15 protein-coding genes are annotated in these 18,704 nt (G+C 44.5%); 11 read left to right on the forward strand and 4 right to left on the reverse strand.

The window, feature by feature from the left end:
• Positions 1-214: 214 nt before the first annotated feature.
• The gene (locus C0V77_RS09445; protein ID WP_101726108.1) at positions 215-937 is read right to left on the reverse strand and encodes a hypothetical protein; all 723 of its coding nucleotides are present in this window, start codon (positions 935-937) and stop codon (positions 215-217) included.
• A 379-nt stretch (positions 938-1,316) separates the two neighbouring features.
• Between C0V77_RS09445 and C0V77_RS09450 the strand changes: the two genes are divergently transcribed.
• Positions 1,317-3,896 carry a cation-translocating P-type ATPase gene (locus C0V77_RS09450; RefSeq protein WP_101726283.1) on the forward strand — a complete coding sequence of 860 codons (2,580 nt, stop codon included), beginning with the start codon at positions 1,317-1,319 and terminating at the stop codon, positions 3,894-3,896.
• Positions 3,897-4,096: 200 nt separating this feature from the next.
• Here C0V77_RS09450 and C0V77_RS09455 read toward each other — a convergent pair whose 3' ends face one another.
• Positions 4,097-5,638 carry a M20/M25/M40 family metallo-hydrolase gene (locus C0V77_RS09455; protein ID WP_101726109.1) on the reverse strand — a complete coding sequence of 514 codons (1,542 nt, stop codon included), beginning with the start codon at positions 5,636-5,638 and terminating at the stop codon, positions 4,097-4,099.
• Positions 5,639-5,933: 295 nt separating this feature from the next.
• On the opposite strand from C0V77_RS09455, the gene C0V77_RS09460 reads away from it, so the two are divergent.
• A complete protein-coding gene (locus C0V77_RS09460) occupies positions 5,934-7,373 on the forward strand; it encodes a S1C family serine protease (protein ID WP_101726110.1) in 1,440 nt (479 codons plus the stop codon).
• A gap of 83 nt (positions 7,374-7,456) precedes the next feature.
• On the opposite strand, the gene C0V77_RS09465 is transcribed toward C0V77_RS09460, so the two are convergent.
• Entirely contained in the window at positions 7,457-8,296 is an 840-nt protein-coding gene (locus C0V77_RS09465) for a maleylpyruvate isomerase N-terminal domain-containing protein (RefSeq protein ID WP_101726111.1), read from the reverse strand.
• 180 nt (positions 8,297-8,476) lie between these two features.
• Positions 8,477-10,030, reverse strand: coding sequence for a serine hydrolase (locus C0V77_RS09470; protein WP_101726284.1), 1,554 nt, complete (start codon positions 10,028-10,030; stop codon positions 8,477-8,479).
• 482 nt (positions 10,031-10,512) lie between these two features.
• Between C0V77_RS09470 and C0V77_RS09475 the strand changes: the two genes are divergently transcribed.
• The 9 genes from C0V77_RS09475 (at position 10,513) to C0V77_RS09515 (ending at position 18,700) form a co-directional block, all read left to right on the forward strand.
• On the forward strand, positions 10,513-10,890 hold the full coding sequence (locus C0V77_RS09475) for a hypothetical protein (protein WP_101726112.1): 378 nt from the start codon (positions 10,513-10,515) through the stop codon (positions 10,888-10,890).
• A gap of 207 nt (positions 10,891-11,097) precedes the next feature.
• On the forward strand, positions 11,098-11,490 hold the full coding sequence (locus C0V77_RS22930) for a hypothetical protein (protein ID WP_143706044.1): 393 nt from the start codon (positions 11,098-11,100) through the stop codon (positions 11,488-11,490).
• Positions 11,491-11,675: 185 nt separating this feature from the next.
• Entirely contained in the window at positions 11,676-14,042 is a 2,367-nt protein-coding gene (locus tag C0V77_RS09485) for a TonB-dependent receptor (protein WP_101726114.1), read from the forward strand.
• Positions 14,043-14,138: 96 nt separating this feature from the next.
• On the forward strand, positions 14,139-15,305 hold the full coding sequence (locus C0V77_RS09490; protein ID WP_101726115.1) for a sialidase family protein: 1,167 nt from the start codon (positions 14,139-14,141) through the stop codon (positions 15,303-15,305).
• Positions 15,306-15,316: 11 nt separating this feature from the next.
• Positions 15,317-16,129: an MbnP family protein gene (locus C0V77_RS09495; RefSeq protein ID WP_143706045.1), complete on the forward strand. Its 813-nt coding sequence runs from the start codon at positions 15,317-15,319 to the stop codon at positions 16,127-16,129.
• A 3-nt stretch (positions 16,130-16,132) separates the two neighbouring features.
• The gene (locus C0V77_RS09500; RefSeq protein ID WP_158237918.1) at positions 16,133-17,638 is read left to right on the forward strand and encodes a cytochrome c peroxidase; all 1,506 of its coding nucleotides are present in this window, start codon (positions 16,133-16,135) and stop codon (positions 17,636-17,638) included.
• On the forward strand, positions 17,635-17,871 hold the full coding sequence (locus C0V77_RS09505) for a YHS domain-containing protein (protein ID WP_216824424.1): 237 nt from the start codon (positions 17,635-17,637) through the stop codon (positions 17,869-17,871). Before C0V77_RS09500 ends, C0V77_RS09505 begins: the two co-directional genes overlap by 4 nt.
• Positions 17,868-18,209 (forward strand): heavy-metal-associated domain-containing protein, encoded by a 342-nt coding sequence (locus C0V77_RS09510; RefSeq protein ID WP_101726117.1) that lies wholly within the window; start codon positions 17,868-17,870, stop codon positions 18,207-18,209. Before C0V77_RS09505 ends, C0V77_RS09510 begins: the two co-directional genes overlap by 4 nt.
• A gap of 143 nt (positions 18,210-18,352) precedes the next feature.
• Positions 18,353-18,700 carry a hypothetical protein gene (locus C0V77_RS09515; RefSeq protein ID WP_143706046.1) on the forward strand — a complete coding sequence of 116 codons (348 nt, stop codon included), beginning with the start codon at positions 18,353-18,355 and terminating at the stop codon, positions 18,698-18,700.
• Positions 18,701-18,704: the final 4 nt, after the last annotated feature.

Below are 18,704 nucleotides of genomic sequence, written 5' to 3' on the forward strand. Positions count from 1 at the left end.
CGGAAGGGTTAAGATGGGGTTCTTTGCCAAAGATTATTTGCCTAAAAATACTTTTTACCCCCCCCTTGTTTTATGGATTTAATTTCTACTGATATACCATCCCTACAGGATAAAAAAACAGTTCAACATGAAGAAATCACGTCTGAATCTTGTCAATCCTCTTTGTTGACTTACAAATTTGTCTGATTTGCAGTCTCCTTTAAGCATTTTTCTGTTACTTAAACCTGTATGCCAGACTAAAGCTCACCATTGGCCATAGCTTGTCAAGCGGCTTGGGTAATACGTCTGTCAGAGCATCATTGCTAACCTGCACGGCTTCTCCAGATGCGTAGTCACTGGAAACATTGTATTTGCCCTGATAAACCGCCCCTGCTTCAAATTTAAAACTAACCCTGCGCTTAGGCATGGCTCGGCCTAAGCCAATCCCGAAATACGGTTTTACCTGCTCGCCCATTGTCAGCAGGGCATCAAAATACCCGGTTTTGGGGTCAGGGCTTATCACAATATCCCCAAATTCAAACTTTTCAGACGCGTAGCCTTCCATCTTTATGGTGTTTTTACCTATATAAGCGCCACCCGTAAAGCTGAAAACACCGTTTTTCCACGGATAAAAGTCAAGTAGTATTTTGGCATTCGGAAACTTAAGATTAAAAGACTTAACCTCGGCCTCTAAATCTTTACCCATATACGCCACATCCATTTTCAAATCCTCCGGTTTATAGGTGTAGGCCGCGTAGTCAAACCCTGCACGAAGCACCCAATGCGGATACACCCGGGTAATAACAGACCCGCCCACGCCGTATGTACCGGCATTAATGCCTATTGCCCAGGCGGTAAAGAATTTTTTACCGGGTGCGGCAGTATTTACCGTATCCTGCCCGAAAGCAACCATTGCCATGCCCAAAAACAGAAGACCAAATGTAAATTTTTTGTTCATATTTTCTTTTGTATTGTTTTTTTGTCCTGATAAACAGTATTAAGTTTAGTACCATCGGGCATTCTATTGCTAACCTATCCTGCGCGAGAGAAAACAAATCAGGGTACACGGGGTTATACAATTGGGCGAACCAATCATTTAACCGAAAAATTTTATTAAAAAAATGCAGGCTGAATGAGATTCCTGATAAATTTAACCCATGAAAAGCAGTAGCCGGGTTAACCATCAGCAACCCAAATATATTGGTTATTAGGGCTATTGCCAAATATAATTTAACTGTGCAGGCACCGGTTTCTAATTGCCAACCGGTGTTTTATAAACTTTGAAAATCACACTTACTGAAACCACCCGATCAGGGTACGGATAAATGCTTACAATTATGAAAAAAACAGTTCCTGTTTATCTTCAAAACATCGATTCTCTTTTTGAATTATTCAATACCTCAAAAAAAGGCCTGACCGATGCAGAAGTAAAGCATCGTCAGCAAAAAGAGGGCTACAACGAATTGCAGGAAAAAAAACGAATGCCCCCCTGGCTTTTATTTCTTAATCAGTTTAAAGATTTCATGATTCTGGTGCTGGCAGTGGCAGCGGTGCTGTCAGGCATTTTTGGCGATGTGGCCGACACCGTTATCATCTTTGTGATTATCATTCTGAATGCCGTGGTAGGATTTATACAGGAATACCGGGCCGAAAAAGCAATGGAAGCATTGAAAAAAATGAGTGTAACACAAACACAGGTGATACGTGATGGCGAAACGAGCGTGATAGAGTCGAAGGAACTGGTGCCGGGCGATATTGTGCAACTGGAAGCCGGAAATGTGGTGCCGGCAGATATACGTCTTTTTGAGGTAAATGCGCTGCGCATTGATGAATCGTCGCTAACTGGCGAGTCTGTTGCGGTAGACAAAATAAATAATGAACTACACGAAGAAAATATTTCTTTAGGCGACCAGCTCAACATGGCTTTTAAAGGTACGCTGGTTACTAACGGCACCGCCGAAGGACTGGTAATTGGCACGGGCATGCAAACCGAACTAGGCAAAATTGCAGGTCTGTTGCAGGCAAAAGAAGCCGTTACCCCGCTTCAGGCCCGTATGACAACCTTTGGCAAAAATCTGTCTTATATTATACTGGGTATTTGTGTGGTGCTTTTTTTGTCTGGTCTGTTACGGGGCGAAGACCCCTTCAGTATCCTGCTTTTGTCGGTTAGCCTGGCAGTGGCGGCTATACCCGAGGCCTTACCGGCTTTAATAACAGTAGCCCTATCAAGGGGGGCATCCAGGCTGGCCAGGCAACATGTGCTGGTACGTAAATTACCCGCCGTAGAAACCCTGGGGTCGGTTACGTTTATTTGCAGCGACAAAACCGGAACCCTGACCCAAAACAAAATGCACCTGACCGAGAAGCATGAACAACCCATAGAAACACCGGAAGACGGGGTATCAATGCTTAAACTGGGTATATTGCTGAACCATGAGGTGAAGTTTGAGAAAACCGACAAGCCCATTGGTGAAGCAACCGAACTTGCCCTGACAAGCCATATTATTGAAGACCTGGGTTTCAGGAAATACCACTCGCTTTTTAAAAAATATAAGCGGGTTGGCGCTATTCCGTTCGACTCAGACCGTAAGTGCATGACTACTATTCATCAGTACGGCGATAAGTTTCTGGTCATAAGCAAAGGTGCCAGCGAGGCCATAACTGATATTATAAGTGGTACGAAAGATGATGCGCTTATCAGCCGCATTTCGGAAGAATGGGCGGCGCGTGGCATACGCGTATTGGCGTATGCCTATCGCATACTTGATAGCCTGCCGCCACAGATTAACCCTGAAAATACAGAAAAAGACCTGATTTTTGCCGGATTAACAGGCCTGGTAGACCCTCCTCGCGAAGAAGCGAAAGCGGCCATTGCCCTGTGTAAATCGGCAGGTATAAAACCTGTTATGATTACCGGCGACCACCCCGCCACCGCCCAGGCCATAGCCAGAGAAATTGGGATTCTGGACGAAGATGAACTGGCTCTGACGGGGGTAGAACTGGAGAAATTATCAGACAGCAAATTTAAAGCGCAGGTAGAAAAAATAGCGGTGTATGCCCGGGTATCGCCAGACCAGAAACTCAGGATTGTAAAAGCCTTGCAGGCCAAAGGCCATTTTGCTGCCATGACCGGCGATGGCGTGAACGATGCCCCCTCTTTACGAGCAGCTAATATTGGCATTGCTATGGGTATTAACGGTACAGATGTAAGCAAAGAAGCAGCCCACATGATATTGCTCGACGATAATTTTGCCACCATTGTAAAAGCCATTAAAGAAGGCAGGCGGATATTTGATAACATCAGGAAGTTTGTAAAATATATAATGACCTGTAACAGCGCCGAAATACTGGTGATAGCCGTGGCTCCGTTTCTGGGTCTGCCAAACCCCTTACTGCCGATACACATATTATGGATAAATCTGGTTACAGACGGCCTGCCAGCGCTGGCACTGGCTAATGAAAAAGCCGAGGCCAACGTCATGCAAAGGCCGCCACGAGCGCCTGGCCAGAGCCTGTTTGCCGATGGTGTAGGGTATCATATTGTATGGATGGGCATTCTGATGGCTTTAATAACTCTGGGTGCTGAGTATTGGGCAACGAACCAAAAATTGGAACACTGGCAAACCATGGTATTTACGGTATTGAGTCTGTCTCAATTGGGGCATGTTATTGGTATCAGAACCGAACGATCTGTCTTTCAGCAAAGGGGTTGGTTTACTAATCTGCCGTTGATAGGCTCGGTTTTGCTTACTTTAATTCTGCAGCTGGCCGTAGTGTACCTGCCATTTATGAACAGGGCCTTTAAAACCCAACCGTTAACCTGGCAGGAACTGGGTATCTGTGCCTTAATGGCCTTTGGAGTTTTTGCAGCCGTTGAAGCCGAGAAATTGGTAAAGATCTTGTTTAGGAAACATTAAAATTTGTTAATTCTGGTAGTGACGCAATGCTTGCGTCTCATCGCAGAATATGGTTATTATAGAATCAGGTTTGATAGATTTATTGCCCAAAATAATTACATCGAATAGATATGCCATCGGATCCGCAGGCACTGCGGCTCTACGAAAGCACAAAATCCCCGCCGGGGCAGGGATTTTGTGCTTATCTATCTTGCAATTTATTATTTCTTTCTTGGCAGTTTCTCGTCGCGCATGGCTGCGTTGTAAACAAACGATGCCACAATGGTTGCTGCCTGTTTCAGGTCTTCTGGTTGCAGGTGGTCGTAAGTATCCATGTTCGTATGGTGCGTGCGGGTGCTGTATTCAATTTCATCCTGAATGAACTGAAAGCCCGGTATGCCCACACCTGTAAAGGCCAGGTGATCGGTACCGCCAGTGTTGCGGATGGTAACTGTTTTGGCGCCTAAATCATGGAACGGCTCTAACCATTTGCTGAATATAGGGCGGCAGGCATCATTACCCTGCAAATAAATACCTCTTATTTTTCCGGTACCGTTATCAACGTTGAAGTACGCCGCCACGTTATCGCCTTCGGCATTACTTTTCTTGGTGTTGGGGTCTGTCAGATGATTTTTCACATAGTTTCTTGAACCATGCAAACCTTGCTCTTCAGCGCTCCATAGGGCAATGCGGATGGTTCTGCGAGGTTGAACCCCCAATGTTTTTAGGATACGAACCGCCTCTAACATTACGGCAGAACCGGCGGCGTTATCGGTAGCACCGGTTGCACTGTGCCACGAGTCCAGGTGAGCGCCCAGCATTACCACCTCTTCTTTCAACTTAGGGTCTGTTCCCGGAATTTCAGCCAGCACGTTATATCCCTGTAAATCCTGTGTATAGAATTTGGTTTTTACGTCAATTTCCAATTGAACCGGGATACCCGCTTTGGCCAGACGGCACAACGAAAGATAATCTTCTGCCGACAGCATAATATCAAGCAGGTTTTCAGGGTCTGTTGCCTTGTACGGCCCACCACCCTGTACAAACAAGGTACCGTCTTTACCACGGGTGCTCATGCTCAACAATGCCAATGCCCCTTCTTTTTTGGCCATATCCTTGGTTTTGGTTGAAAGCAAAGTGCTTCTGCGCATGGCTGCCATCATTGAACGGAAAGCCGTGTCTGGCTGAGAACGGTTGGCCGAAGCCGGGGCGTCATTAGCCATTTTCTCCAGTTCTTCGTCTGTGTAACGGGTAGCATCCGCCTTGAACGAAGGCGTGATTCTATCGCTTTTATATAACAAAATAATTTTATCTTTCAGCTTGCCTTTATAGTTTTCAAGGCCCAGGGTGTCGGTTTCGTCAATCAGCAATATTTCCGCTGTTTTTAATTTACCTTTTGTTCCGGCTGTCCAGGTTTTGGGGTAGGCCAATAACGGGCGGTAGTACGGGGCTGTCATGGCCAGATAACTTTTTTGCAGCTCCCAGCCTTTACCAAACTCTCCCCAGGGCTCTAGTCTGGCCTGGTTAAGGCCCCATTCGTCAAGTTTTCTTTTAGAATAATTGGCTGCACGTGTAAAACCCGGAGAACCCTGCAGCCTTGGGCCGCTTACATCAGTAAGATTAAAGGCGATGTCCATTACCTTCGAGTTTTTCAGGCCTTCCTGACGGATTTTTTTAACCATTTCCAGGTCAACTTTTTCTTCCTGAGCCGTAAGTGCCAACGATATAAAGAAGAAGGCAACAACAGGTAGTAATTTTTTCATGAGGAGATGTTTAGTTTGTTTTTGTTTTTATTAAAATAGCTTTGAAGGAACTAAAGGTAAAAATTCAAGGTCGTGATTCCAAAATATTGCGATTAATATGCAGTTTGAGGCGATTAAACGGGCGGAAAGGGTGATGTGTCGAGCATGGTAATCAAAATGGTGAACTTTAATTGTTTGAATTTTTTACACAACTAGCCTTACATTTCATATCCGGGATATTATTATTTGGTCTTAAATTTCTTACTTTTGGTTTTGGAAAAAAACCTGAATTACTGTTACAAAATAGAACCCAAAAATGAAACAACTGCCCCTGAAATTCAAAGCACTTTTAGTTATTTTCTTTTTTTTCAATGGAAACCTCATAGCAAAAGACATCCATATTTTAACTAATGACCTTTTCGGTATTGCAGGTTATGTTAAAATTTATAACGGTGACGAAAAGTTAATGGAAATCACTAAAAATCAATCTTTAATTTTAAAAGTTAACGATGATTTAGCAACTATAGAATTGACATTTAAATGGGGGCTAAGATTAACTAAAAAACTGGAAGTATATCTGTTCAATAAAGACCTCATTTTTGTATATATTCATCTTGACCCAGCAGTATGGGCTGTTTACGATGGCGATCACCACACGGTGGTTCCGGAGTATATAAAAAAGAAATATCAAGAAAGACGAGAAGCAATAGAGCTGGCTTATAGAATAAAGAAACATCCGCTAACAAATTATACAAAAGCCGGCTTAATAAAGTATCTTGAAAACCCTAAAACTGTTAATGAAGGTTTTTATAAAGCTGCAATTATGACTTCTTATGCTTCGGAAGCAGAGGTTGGTGTTGTAAAAACTGACGAAGGATACACGGTAGTATATTTGAGCGGCGGAAATAAAGATGTCTGGAAAGAAGGCGATTTGAAAGGATATTTTACTAAAACTGCCAACGACAACATTTTCAGAGCGAAATGGTACTTTGAAAATAAGAAATCAATTGAAGGTTTATATTTTACGTTTGAAAACTCAACAATCAAAATTATAGGTGAAAATGGCAATCCGGACCAGATATTCATCAAGCACTACCCCATGTCTTCTCTAAGCGGAGCACCATCAAAGACAGTTACCAGTACCAATACCGGATTTGCCCTCTCTAATGATGGCTTAATAATAACGACCTACGAGATTGTGAAAAATTCAACTAATTTAACTATTAAAGGTATAAATGGGGATTTTTCAACGCCATATAAAGCTAAGGTGGTAGTTTCTGACAAAAATAATGGTCTGGCTATTATTCAGGTAGACGAGGCTAATTTTAAAGGCTTTTCTCAGGTACCTTATGTTCTAAAACCGACCTCGGCAGATGTTGGTGAGAATGTATTTGCACTGGGGTATCCCGTAAACGCTTCGATGAGTGATGAAATTCGATTAACCAATGGCATAATAAGTTCTAAAACCGGTTTCCAGGGTGACATCACGGCTTATCAGATTTCTGCTCCGGTTCAAGCCGGAAATAGCGGAGGGCCTTTATTTGATAAATCCGGCAGTTTAATTGGGGTAATTCAATCAAAACAAAGTGAAACTGAAAATGTGTCTTATGCCATAAAGGTAGGTTATATTAAAAACCTGATTGATTTATTACCAGCCGCACCCAAATTTAGTGATTCGAATATCTTGGCCGGCCTTTCATTATCAGAACAAATTAAGACCCTGAACAAATACATTTACCTTATTGAAGCAAAATAGTATAAAAATATATTTATATTGATTTGCCCTGATTTATATGGGGTTGTCTACTATTAACTTATTGACAGCCCCATTTTTTCCCCTCACGCCATTACCGCCAGCATATCCAGTATTTTTTCTCCTGTTTCCTGATTTCCTACCAATTGAATGTAGTGACGGGCTTCTTGTTTAGATATGCCTTTGGTCAATAATCGCCATGCTATGGTACCTTCAATTGTAACAATTGCCAGCGGGTTAATGCCTGGCTCTTCTGCCAGTATCCAGGTGTTATTGTAATAATAAAGATTCCATTCTCCCCCACCCTCGCCAGTTACCACAAACCGGATGTTGTCTCCCTCATTGGCTGATACATGGCGGTAATGGTGGGGCAAGGCACGCATGGAGGTGGCAAGATGCGGCCAGTAAAATTCAGGTGTATAGAGCTCCGCTTCCTGCCCCACAGCCAGCCTGATTTGCTGCTGGTGGTGCCATTTCTCGGTGTACTCACGGGCTACATGAAACCAGTTTTCTGATTCCGCCTCGCCTGCCCATGCCACCGGATATATGGCTTTATCAAATGGGTTCAGGGTACTGATGTAGCTACAATATTGTTTGCCGGTAATAGCCAGCAGTTCAATCAATACATGCGGGCTGACTCTTTGAAAGGCGCTCACCCAGTCGGCATTGAGTTGGTTCAGGTAGCTGATTAAATCCTGATAAGATTGAATATCCCTTGGCGGGTCGCCCGTATGCCCATCGCGTGCCGCAGAAAGCGTTCTGATATTGGTATCGAGCAAATGCGCCGCTATGTCTTTTACTTTCCAGAGCGGGGCAATGGTTTGTTTATGCCAATCGGCTGGCGAAAGAGATTTTAATACCTCAATCAGTTTTTCATCTAATTTATAGAAAAGGTCAGTTATAATTATTGGTCTGAGAGGTGTCATATCAGAGATGGTTTGGTTGGGTATAATTTAACCCCATCCCGACCTTCCCCAACAATGGGGAAGGAGCTAAATGTCTCTCTCCATTGATTGGGAGATTTAGTAGGTGATGTATAATGTAAATCCATTCCGTAGGGGTTCAAAATTTTGAACCCCTACGGAATGGTATAAAAATTGATTTTATCAACGTTTAAAATCCAGATCCTGAAAATCGAAGCTGAAATCGGTAAGAGGCGATATGGCCAGCATCTTAAACCCTGAGCCCTTGCCGTCTTTGTCTAGCTCAAAGGTTACGTAGGCGTCTGCATCCAGGCTGCGGTCTACCCATTTTACAATAAAAGTATTACCCTTGTAAGGAAACATCTCGCCATTGAGCAGGTACGAGCGCTTAGAGGTAAACCATAGTTTGCCGTTTTTTATTCCTATTTCGGCATCGCCAAACCACTGGTCGTGGTAAGTGCCTGTAAAAAGGCTGTTATCTATTCTGGTGGCGTTCTTTTGTTGGGCTTCAATGTCTTTCCAGATATCGTCGGTTATCTTTTTGGCGTTTGCCAGGCCTTGTAAAACGCGGTCGTAGTTTTCTCTTACCCGGTCTATGCCTTTTACACCCAGATAACTGTCTTTAATGGTATTGGTAACAGAAACAAAAGCTGCTCCCTGCTGCTGGTTGGTAAATACAATAATACCCAGTTTCAGTTCTGGTATCAGTGTTACCTGCGTTACTATACCTGCCAGCCCGCCCGTGTGCGACGCCTGCTTGTAGCCTTTTACATCTACCAGACCCCAGCCCAGGCCGTAGCTCGAAAAATGCGTATTATATGAGTTAGTACCTCTTACCGGAATTATGGTCTGGGGTGTCCACATTTCATCATGCACTGCCTCGCTGAACAACTGCTTGCCATTGCCATACTTCCCGTTGTCCATCTGCATAATTATCCATTTGCTCATGTCGGTAATGTTGCTGTAAAGCCCCCCGGCCGAATTGGCTACGTCGCTCCAGTCTCTGCGAATCACCTTAACCGTGCCGTCCACAGGTGCGTGTGGGTCTATCACGTTCGATTTATCTTTCAGCCTGCGGAACGAAGCCGCCGTCTGTGTCATTCCCAGGGGTTGCAGAATCCGCTTTTCAATGAAATCTTCCCACTCCATACCAGAGGCACGCTTCACCACTTCTCCGGCTACTATATACAGCAGGTTGTCATAATCATATTTGGTACGGAAGCTCGACACCGGTTTCAGATAACGGAGATTATGAATGATATCCTGCCTGGTAAAATTATTAGAATCGGGCCAGAACATCAGGTCACCGGCACCCAGGCCTAGTCCGCTACGGTGTGTCAGCAGGTCTTTTATGGTAAATTCTTCTGTTACAAAAGGGTCATACATCTTAAACTCGGGTATAAAATCCCGCACTTTATCGTCCCATTTCAGTTTCTTTTCGTCAACCAGCATGCCCAAAGCAGCAGCCGTGAAAGCCTTGCTGTTAGAAGCAATGCCGAAAAGCGTATTTTCGTCAACCTTCTTTCCGGTATTCAACGAACGCACACCATAGCCTTTGGCATGAATCACCTTGCCATCTTTTACTACGGCCACGGCAATGCCGGGTACATCAAAAGTTTTCAGGGTGCGCTCAACCAGATTGTCGATTTCGACAGAAGTAATGGCTTGTGCCAAGCTGTGGCCGAAAGAACCGAGCAAAATACAAACAAGCAGGAAGAAAGGTAAAGTCTTCTTCATAAGGGGCATTGGTTTAAGATTGGAGATTGATGAACGGGCGAAAAAGCCCTGTGAACAAAGATGGCCTAAAACCCCCTAAATAGCAAGCAAAACCTTGATTTGTAAAAACAACCGCCATGGCTGTTACCGCTTATTGTAAAAATATGTCATTTAACAATTATTAACTATGCGGGCTAAAGCCGTTGCCCTACTTTTGTTTGGTTAATGGCAGCATTAACCATTTATGAAAAAGCTATCTTATAAAACGGAGTCCTGTTTTGTGTGGTTAATTAAAAATCATATAAAACAGGATTCTTTGTTTTGCCCCTCATACTGGTTTCTTACAGCACCCAATGGCCATTGAATCAGCGATTCAGCCCAAAGCTGATTGCCAGTATAGCCAATGCACCATTAATGACATTGCTCATAAATGGCATTAAAAACAAAATAATTTAACCTACTTTACGTGTTATAATTTATATTTGCAGCAAAATGTAAGATACTTGAGAAAAGCAATTGCCATATTACTCCTGTTTTCGGTAATGGTTCGCCCTTTTACTCAGGCTTATTATTTGATTGATTATCAGCTTCGTCAGGATTTCATCGCCAGAACTTTATGTATCAACAAGGCGAAACCCCAGCTTAATTGTAATGGGAAGTGTTATCTGGCCAAGCGCCTTCAGGCCGCTGAAGAGCGCGATACCAAAGCCCAACATCATATTCTTGAAAAATATGAGCTGCCTGCGCTGATATGCCACGACCTGCCGGTGGCGAATTTCCAACCTCCGTTTACCGAGAAACTGACTGCTGCTTACAACTACGCCAACTTGTATGCAGGCCGGTTTGCCATTTCTGTTTTTCATCCACCTTGCCAGGCTTAAGATGCCTTATCCTGTCTTTTACCAGCACTGGTAATATTGCCTGATGCAATGCCTCATTGCCGGTGCAAAACCAGCTGCTAACCCAAAAACCCAATTTAATCTATACCATTTATTGGCCAAATGGCATTTGCAAGGCTTTTAATGCCTGTGCATTAGTGTTATGGCGGCCAGTAGTGGGGTAATTAATTACCAAACCAATCATATTTTGTGTTGAAACATCTGAAGCAAATAGGAACCCTGCTGCTTTGTGGCCTGCTGTTTATGCGGGTTATGGTAGCGCCTGTTATCTTTTTGCAGTATGAGTTCAACAAAGAATATATCATCAAAAATTACTGTATCAATAAAAGCCGCCCTGAAATGCATTGCGACGGCAAGTGTTATCTGGCAAAAAAACTGAAGGCTGCTGAACAAAATGAAGATAATCTGTCGAAAATTCAGGTTTTCAAACTGATGATCGAGGTTTATCAGCAGGCCTGCGCCAGCTTTTCTCCGCTTACTACCGTCACAACATCACACACACTTGCTTGTTTTGTTTACAGTAATGTTTATCAGTACGATTTTCTTTTTTCAATGCTGAAGCCTCCGGGGGAAATTGTTTAGTGAATTAGTGATTGAAAGCATGAGTGATTATTTGTTTCAACAGCTTTTTAGCAGAAATACCGCCACCTGCATTTTAAGGTGTTCGCATACATTCCTGCTGATAATCTGGTCTATTCTTTAATCATTTGATCACTGATTCCCCCAATTACACAATACAAACCTTATTCATTGAAAAAGAAACCGTAATGAAACTACGTATAACATTATTTTTCCTGTTTTTAGTTATTCAGCATACCCGGGCGCAACACCTTATTAAAGGCAAGGTTTATGACGCCCAGACCAAAGAGGCCATAACCGGTGCCAGCATTAAAGCCAAAGGACAAACCAACGGTACGATTACCGATAATCAGGGAGGGTTCAGTCTGAAAGCCGATACCGACGAGATACAGATTTCGATGATAGGTTACAGGCCTTTAACCCTGCCCGTAGGCACTAATCAAAATATAACAGCCGCCCTTGAAACAGCCGTTGAAGACTTGCAAACCGTAGTAGTAACAGGAAACCGGGAGGCAAGCCTGCGCACAGAAACACCCATTGCGATATCTAAACTTACGCCGAAGCAAATTGAAGAGGCCAAGCCCATTGCCATATATGAGGTAATTAACAAAATGCCGGGCGTAATGATGGTGAACCTCAACAACGAGCAACACATGATGGCCATACGCCAGCCCATGACCACCAACGGCTATTATCTGTATATGGAAGACGGCCTGCCCATACGCCCGATGGGGGTGTTTAACCACAACGCCCTGCTGGAAATGAACCAGTTTACCGTGAGCTCAATTGAGGTGGTAAAAGGCCCGGTTTCGTCTATTTACGGGCCAGAGGCTGTGGGTGGTGTGGTAAACTTTATTACCCAGCGGCCGACAGCCGTACCCACCGCCCGCATTGGTATACAGGCCGACCAATGGGGCTTTAAAAGAATACAATATGGCGCAGGGGCAACGATAGGCAAGTTCGGCATTTATCTGGGTGGCCTGGTAGCCGACCAGAAGGATTCGTGGATGGCCAGTTCAGACTATACCAAAAACGCACAGTATGCCCGTCTGGAGTATCACTTCAACCCAAAAACACGCCTGATTTATACTTTATCGTACAGCGATTACAACTCGCAAACCAGCGGTAGTGTAGACAGCGTGGCGTTTTTCAGCCGGAAATACGTAAGTACAACCGACTTTACCTACAGGAAATCATACTCGGTGCGTACGAGGCTTACCCTTGAAAAAGACTGGGCTGCCGGCGGGCAATCTTTTGTTACCGTATTTGCCCGCGACAATAAACTGGGGCAGAACCCAAGCTATGGTATCAGATGGACGAGCGGCGCAAGCACGGCACGAGGGGAAATCAATTCAAGCAATTTCAGAAGCCTGGGGGTAGTGGCACAACATACGCAGCCGTTCAGATTCCTGAACTCAAAGGCCATTATTGGCGCCAGCATGGACTACTCGCCTACCGATTACTGGTCGTACCAGATTGATTTGAATGCCCAGCTACGTGCCGACAAGAAATCGGTAGAAAAATATACCATTGCCAAAGAAAGACCAGATATTAAAATTGCAGATTACGATGCCAACATCCGCAATTCGGCGGTGTATCTGCAATATGATTTTGAGCCACTGAAAAACCTGCGGGTTTCAGCAGGCTTAAGATACGACAACCTTTCGTTTGATTACGTAAATAATCTGGACGTTGACGCCAGCGGTAATGGCATTGGCGGAGCCAAAACTTATACCAAAACCACACCGAAAATAGGTATAACCTATGACCTCGGCAAAGGTAAAGGGCTGTATGCCAATTACTCAAAAGGTTTTGCGCCGTCTGGTCTTACGGCTATTTTCCGCAAAAGACCAACCCCTGCTCCTAACGGAGATTTGTTTTATTATAACCTGATTCCGGCTACTTTTAATAATGCCGAAATTGGCGGCTGGGCCTCATTGTTTAAAAACAAGGTGTATGTTGATGCCTCATTATACCAGATGCTGGGCTTCAACGAACTGCTGAACATTCGCCAGCCGGATAACTCGACCGACTATCAGGCAGCCGGAAAAACCCTGCATAAGGGTATTGAGCTGGGTATCACCTACAAGCCTGCGGCGCAATTGTTTATACGTGGTGGCGGTACCTATGCCATACACCGTTTTGAAGAGTTTATACTAAGCCAGCGGGCATCTGACGCCATTAAAGACGTAAATGGTAAAGATATGCCGTCTGCACCACGCTGGTTATGGAATGCCGAAGTAACCTATTACCCCAAATGGCTGAAAGGACTACGAAGCGCCATTGAATGGCAGCATGTGGGCCAATGGTATCAGAACCAGATTAACACGGTGAGCTACGGCGGATATGACCTGCTGAATTTCAGAGTTGGGTATCAATGGCAGGGCATTGAGGTATTTACCAATATCATGAACCTGACCGACGCTCTTTATGCCACCAATGCCAGCAGAGGCAATGCCTTAACCGACCGCACTACTTTTACCGCTGCCGCCCCCCGGACATTTGTAATGGGCGTGCAATATGGCTTTACCGGGAAACGGAAAGAAAACAAATAGTCTAACGAATGGTTTGGATGACCTGCCATTGGAGGGTCGGCTTATTTATGGTCGGCCTTCCGTTTTCCACTTCATTTATTCAAAAAATTAAACTCTATGAAAAACGTACTCATTTATCTGGCAATCATTGGTTTGTTTTCTTTCCGGAAGGCAAACGACGACAATCAGATTTCAAGCCCTGCCAATGCAGGGGCCATACCTTCGTTTACAACAACAGCCAAAGGCGATATTGTTTTAAGCTGGGTAGAGAAAGATGCCCAAAAGAAAGTATCGTTTTATTACAGCCTTTTTGATGGCACAGGCTTTGGCAAACCCCGCCGGGTACCCATTGTAGATTCGGCGGCTACACATGCTGAAGGCATGCCGAGGCTGAGTATCAAAAAAGATGGAAGCATGATCGTAAGTTTTGAGCTGAAGAAAGACAACCCTACATCCAGATTCGGGTCTGATTTGCTCTATGTTTATTCGGCAGATGGCGTTAACTGGTCGGCGCCTATGTATGTGCAGGCCGACAGAGACCCTAAAAAAAGCCATTCGTTCAGCAGGCCGGTACGATTGGCTGATGGCGAAATAGGCATTATATGGCTTGATGAAAAACTGACCGCCAAAGGCCGAAGTGTAAAATTTGCCAGAACCACACCCGGCAAAGGCTTTGGTGAAGAGAAGATTATAGATAATCAGGCTTGCGAATGCTGCCGCATTGAGGCCATAACCGACAAACAGGGAGGTTTGCACATATTTTACCGCGATATGTATGAAGACGGCTCACGCGATATGAGCTATATACACTCTGCCGATAACGGGCTTACGTTCAGCAAACCGAGAAACGTTTATCCGGACAAATGGCAGATAGACGCCTGCCCGCATTCGGGGCCGTCGGCCACTGAAACTCCCAACGGGGTGTGGCTAACCTGGTTTACAGGCAAAGAGAAAGCAGCTGGTGTAAAAGTCTGCGATATTGCCACCGGCAAAATTATCAACGCCGAGCTGACCGATGGCGTAAAGCAACCGCAGCTAACCACCACCACAGCAGGCCTGCCACTGCTGGCCTTTGCCAGGGGCAGAAACCAGGGCGAAGCGTTTTTTCACTCTATTGCTTTGCGTAAGCTGGGGGCAAAAGTAAGTACCACTTACATTACAGAGCCGCTGGCCGACTGCAGCTACCCTGCCCTGGCAGCAAACGGCAACAGCGTATTGGTGGCTTTTGAAAAACGTATCGACGGCCAGCCACAGGTTATTGCATGGAAGAAAATTCAATTTTAAAAATCAATCAGATGAAAAAAATAGTATTCTTTTTACTTTGTGCGGCCAGCATGGCAAATGCACAAAAGAAAGGCTCATTCAGTTTACATTTCGACAATTTTGTTGGCGCAGAGCCATTGGCTTTAAAAACTGCCCGCTATACTAATGCCGCCGGAAACGAGTTTTCTGTTTCGCTTTTTCAGTATTATATAAGTAATATAAGCCTCATCAAAAAAGACGGCTCTATTTATACCTTACCGCAAGACCAGTCGTATTTTCTGATTCGTGAAAATAATGAAGCCACAAAAACCATTACGCTTACAGATATTCCGAAAGGGAAATACAAGGGCATCAGCTTTACAATTGGCATAGACAGCGCCAGAAGCGCATCAGACATCAGCCAGCGCAAAGGTTGCCTTGACGTGGCCGGCGAAGCACGAGATATGTACTGGGCCTGGAACTCAGGTTACATTTTTGTAAAAATGGAGGGAACTTCTCCACAATCTACCGGGAAGAACAACATTTTTATGTACCATATCGGTTTGTTTGGCGGCATAGGAGATAAAAAAACGCTAAACAACATTAAGCAAACCACACTAAGCTTTGGTGGCGAAGAGCTGCGCATAAAAGGGGGTGCCACCCCTATGGCAATATTCATAAAAGCCGATGCACTTAAACTGATGAACGGCCCGAACAATGTTGATATGGCCAAAAACGCAACGGTTATGGGTGGGCCGTACTCGGCGACTATTGCCAATAACTACCAAACGATGTTTTCTTTTGGTGGCCTGAAACCCGTGCCGGTTGCCGTGGCAGATCAATCAGTAACCACAGGAACGAAATAAGACATGAAACCTGGAATCAGAATCGGGTTGCTTTTTGTGGCTATTATGGCAGTATTTCTGTCTTTCAGGGGTGCGCAAGACCCCGGCCTGTTTTCGGTTCCGTCTAATTTTCCGGAGCCGCGCTACCGCTTTGCCGATAATCCGCTCACAACCGCAGGTGTTGAGCTGGGCAAAACGCTGTTTTACGATGCGGTGTTATCAAGCGACAACACCGTCAGCTGCGGCAGTTGCCATCAGCAACCTGCAGGGTTTACACAGCATGGGCATGAGTTTAGCCACGGCGTAGACGACCAACTCACCAAGCGCAATTCAATGCCGCTCTTTAACCTGGCCTGGGCCGATAGTTTCGGATGGGATGGCGGCGTGCATGACCTGGATCTATTTGCGGTTTCGCCCATTACTAATCCGGTAGAAATGAATGAGTCCATCGGTAACGTATTGCTTAAACTTCGCCAAAACCCGAAGTACCCGGCTCTGTTCAGAAAGGCTTTCGGGAGCGAAGAAATCAGCACTGACAGGTTTCTGAAGGCGCTGTCGCAATTTATGCTTACCATGGTTTCTGCCAATTCAAGGTATGACCGTTACATGCGCAGCGAAGGCGAAGAGCTGACACCCGTTGAACTGGAAGGAATGGCACTCTTTAAACAGAAATGCGCCGGATGCCATTCTGGCGAACTTTTTACAGATTACAGATTCAGAAACAACGGCTTACCTGACCTGAAACAAGACGACCAGGGACGATTTGAAGTAAACCAGAATGAGAACGACAAATTCAAGTTCAAGGTACCTTCACTCCGGAATCTTTCTTTTACATCGCCCTATATGCATGACGGCCGGTTCAGAACGCTGGAAGAAGTGTTGAATCACTATGCGGGAAGCGTACAAAAAACACCATACCTGGACCCCCAACTGTTACAGGATGGTTTACCGGGTATTACGCTGGGGTTAGCAGAACAGCAAAAAATAATTGCTTTTCTGAAAACGTTGGACGACCCCGACTTTATTGCCAGCCAACGGTTTTCTGAAAGCAGTTTGGCAACGGCTTTGGTTAAAAAGGATATTCATACCGAGGTGGCTGATTTTAAATTGCAATCGGCTGCAGACAAAAGAGCTTTTGCAGAGTTAGTTGCCATTTACGGGCAGGTAAAGGCGGCTATCAAAAACAAGCAGACCAGGCAGGCCGCTCTAGCAGCAGGCAACCTGGCAACGCGTGTAAATGCGCTGGTTTTGTCTCAGAATCAGGAGCCAAAAGAGGCTTTTTTAAAGAAATATAAAGCGAAAATCAGTTTTGATTGCGAGCATATTATTGAAGGCGAATACTCAACAGAACACCAGACCGACCACTTTTATGAATTGTCTAAAAGTATGTTTGTTTTGCTGGCCTCTTTTAAGGCAGGCCATAACAAACTTTATTATTTTACCTGCGCGGGGTCTGACCAAAACTGGCTTGGAAACCAGGCAAGTGAAAGAATGGGTAATTGTGAGTCGATAAAAACAGAAAAACTATGAAAACTCTTATTGTAGTAACCATGCTGCTGGCTGGGCAAGCCGCGGCTTTACAGCAAACACCAACAGCACAACAAGCACAGCCTGAGGAGGCACAAAAAGACCCCGTTTGCGGCATGAAGGTAAAGAAAGACGCCAAGTTCAGGTCGGTTCATAGAGAAAAAGAACATTTGTTTTGCAGTAAATCGTGCAAAGAAAGGTTTGATAGCAACCCCGAAAAATATGTAAAGAAATGAATCGCCAGGTATTTTTATCGGCACTGGTTATTGCTTTATCAACCCGTGGAAATGCCGATAACCTGAAAAAATGCAGTTTCAGCACCAGCCGTGTGTGCCAGAAATGTAAATACGGGCTTGGCCGTAATATCTATTTCGAAAAAGGCGTGAAAGCCGTAGACATAAACCCTGAGCAAAAAACGATTACCATTACGTTTGACACACGCAAAACCACAGCCGAAAAGCTGAAAAAGTATATTGTATCTTTAGGCTTTGATGCAGACGACCAAAAGGCCGACATCAATAACCGCGAATTGCTGCTGGCATGTTGTTATGCAGATATAACGATATGCAAATAACGGCAGATAAATATCTGGCCGTTTATCAAAAAACAGCGCTTTTTTTTGGTAGATGACCTCTACGGAATTAAATTTGTTTTAAATAAACAATGCCTGACCTTTTGGTTGGGCTGCTGTCAACAATCTAAGTCCGGATAATGCTAATGAAAAAGTTGTTTCTGTTAATTTTTCTGGTAGTGGCAGGGTCGCTGGGTGCGCATGGTCAGAAAAAGAAATTCATCATAGCTGAGAAAATCAACTATGACGAAAAGACCGAAAAGGAGAAAAAAGAAAGCGATAACGAACTGAAAGACGACATGACCACTTTTCTGGGGTTTGGTTTCAGAGTATCGGTAACCAATGTGGAAGAAAAACTAAAAGACCCGGCCAATCAGGATAAAAAGAAAATGGGTTTCAGGTTACAGATAGGGCTTCAGATGCCCAAATTTATCAAAACCGACCCGCCTCAGAAACTCTTTAAAGCCGGTATGGATGTGGGAATTGTGAAATAAGCGT

Source organism: Emticicia sp. TH156 (assembly GCF_002855535.1).
In the GTDB taxonomy this organism is placed as follows: Bacteria; Bacteroidota; Bacteroidia; order Cytophagales; family Spirosomataceae; genus Emticicia; species Emticicia fluvialis.

Bases quoted from the DNA above. Each gene is read 5' to 3' on its own strand.
- C0V77_RS09465 (WP_101726111.1), bottom strand. From the start codon at position 8,296: ATGACACCTCTCAGACCAATAATTATAACTGACCTTTTCTATAAATTA.
- C0V77_RS09505 (WP_216824424.1), top strand. From the start codon at position 17,635: ATGAAAACTCTTATTGTAGTAACCATGCTGCTGGCTGGGCAAGCCGCG.
- C0V77_RS09460 (WP_101726110.1), top strand. From the start codon at position 5,934: ATGAAACAACTGCCCCTGAAATTCAAAGCACTTTTAGTTATTTTCTTT.
- C0V77_RS09450 (WP_101726283.1), top strand. From the start codon at position 1,317: ATGAAAAAAACAGTTCCTGTTTATCTTCAAAACATCGATTCTCTTTTT.
- C0V77_RS09445 (WP_101726108.1), bottom strand. From the start codon at position 937: ATGAACAAAAAATTTACATTTGGTCTTCTGTTTTTGGGCATGGCAATG.
- C0V77_RS09500 (WP_158237918.1), top strand. From the start codon at position 16,133: ATGAAACCTGGAATCAGAATCGGGTTGCTTTTTGTGGCTATTATGGCA.
- C0V77_RS09455 (WP_101726109.1), bottom strand. From the start codon at position 5,638: ATGAAAAAATTACTACCTGTTGTTGCCTTCTTCTTTATATCGTTGGCA.
- C0V77_RS09470 (WP_101726284.1), bottom strand. From the start codon at position 10,030: ATGAAGAAGACTTTACCTTTCTTCCTGCTTGTTTGTATTTTGCTCGGT.
- C0V77_RS09490 (WP_101726115.1), top strand. From the start codon at position 14,139: ATGAAAAACGTACTCATTTATCTGGCAATCATTGGTTTGTTTTCTTTC.
- C0V77_RS09485 (WP_101726114.1), top strand. From the start codon at position 11,676: ATGAAACTACGTATAACATTATTTTTCCTGTTTTTAGTTATTCAGCAT.
- C0V77_RS09495 (WP_143706045.1), top strand. From the start codon at position 15,317: ATGAAAAAAATAGTATTCTTTTTACTTTGTGCGGCCAGCATGGCAAAT.
- C0V77_RS09510 (WP_101726117.1), top strand. From the start codon at position 17,868: ATGAATCGCCAGGTATTTTTATCGGCACTGGTTATTGCTTTATCAACC.
- C0V77_RS09515 (WP_143706046.1), top strand. From the start codon at position 18,353: ATGAAAAAGTTGTTTCTGTTAATTTTTCTGGTAGTGGCAGGGTCGCTG.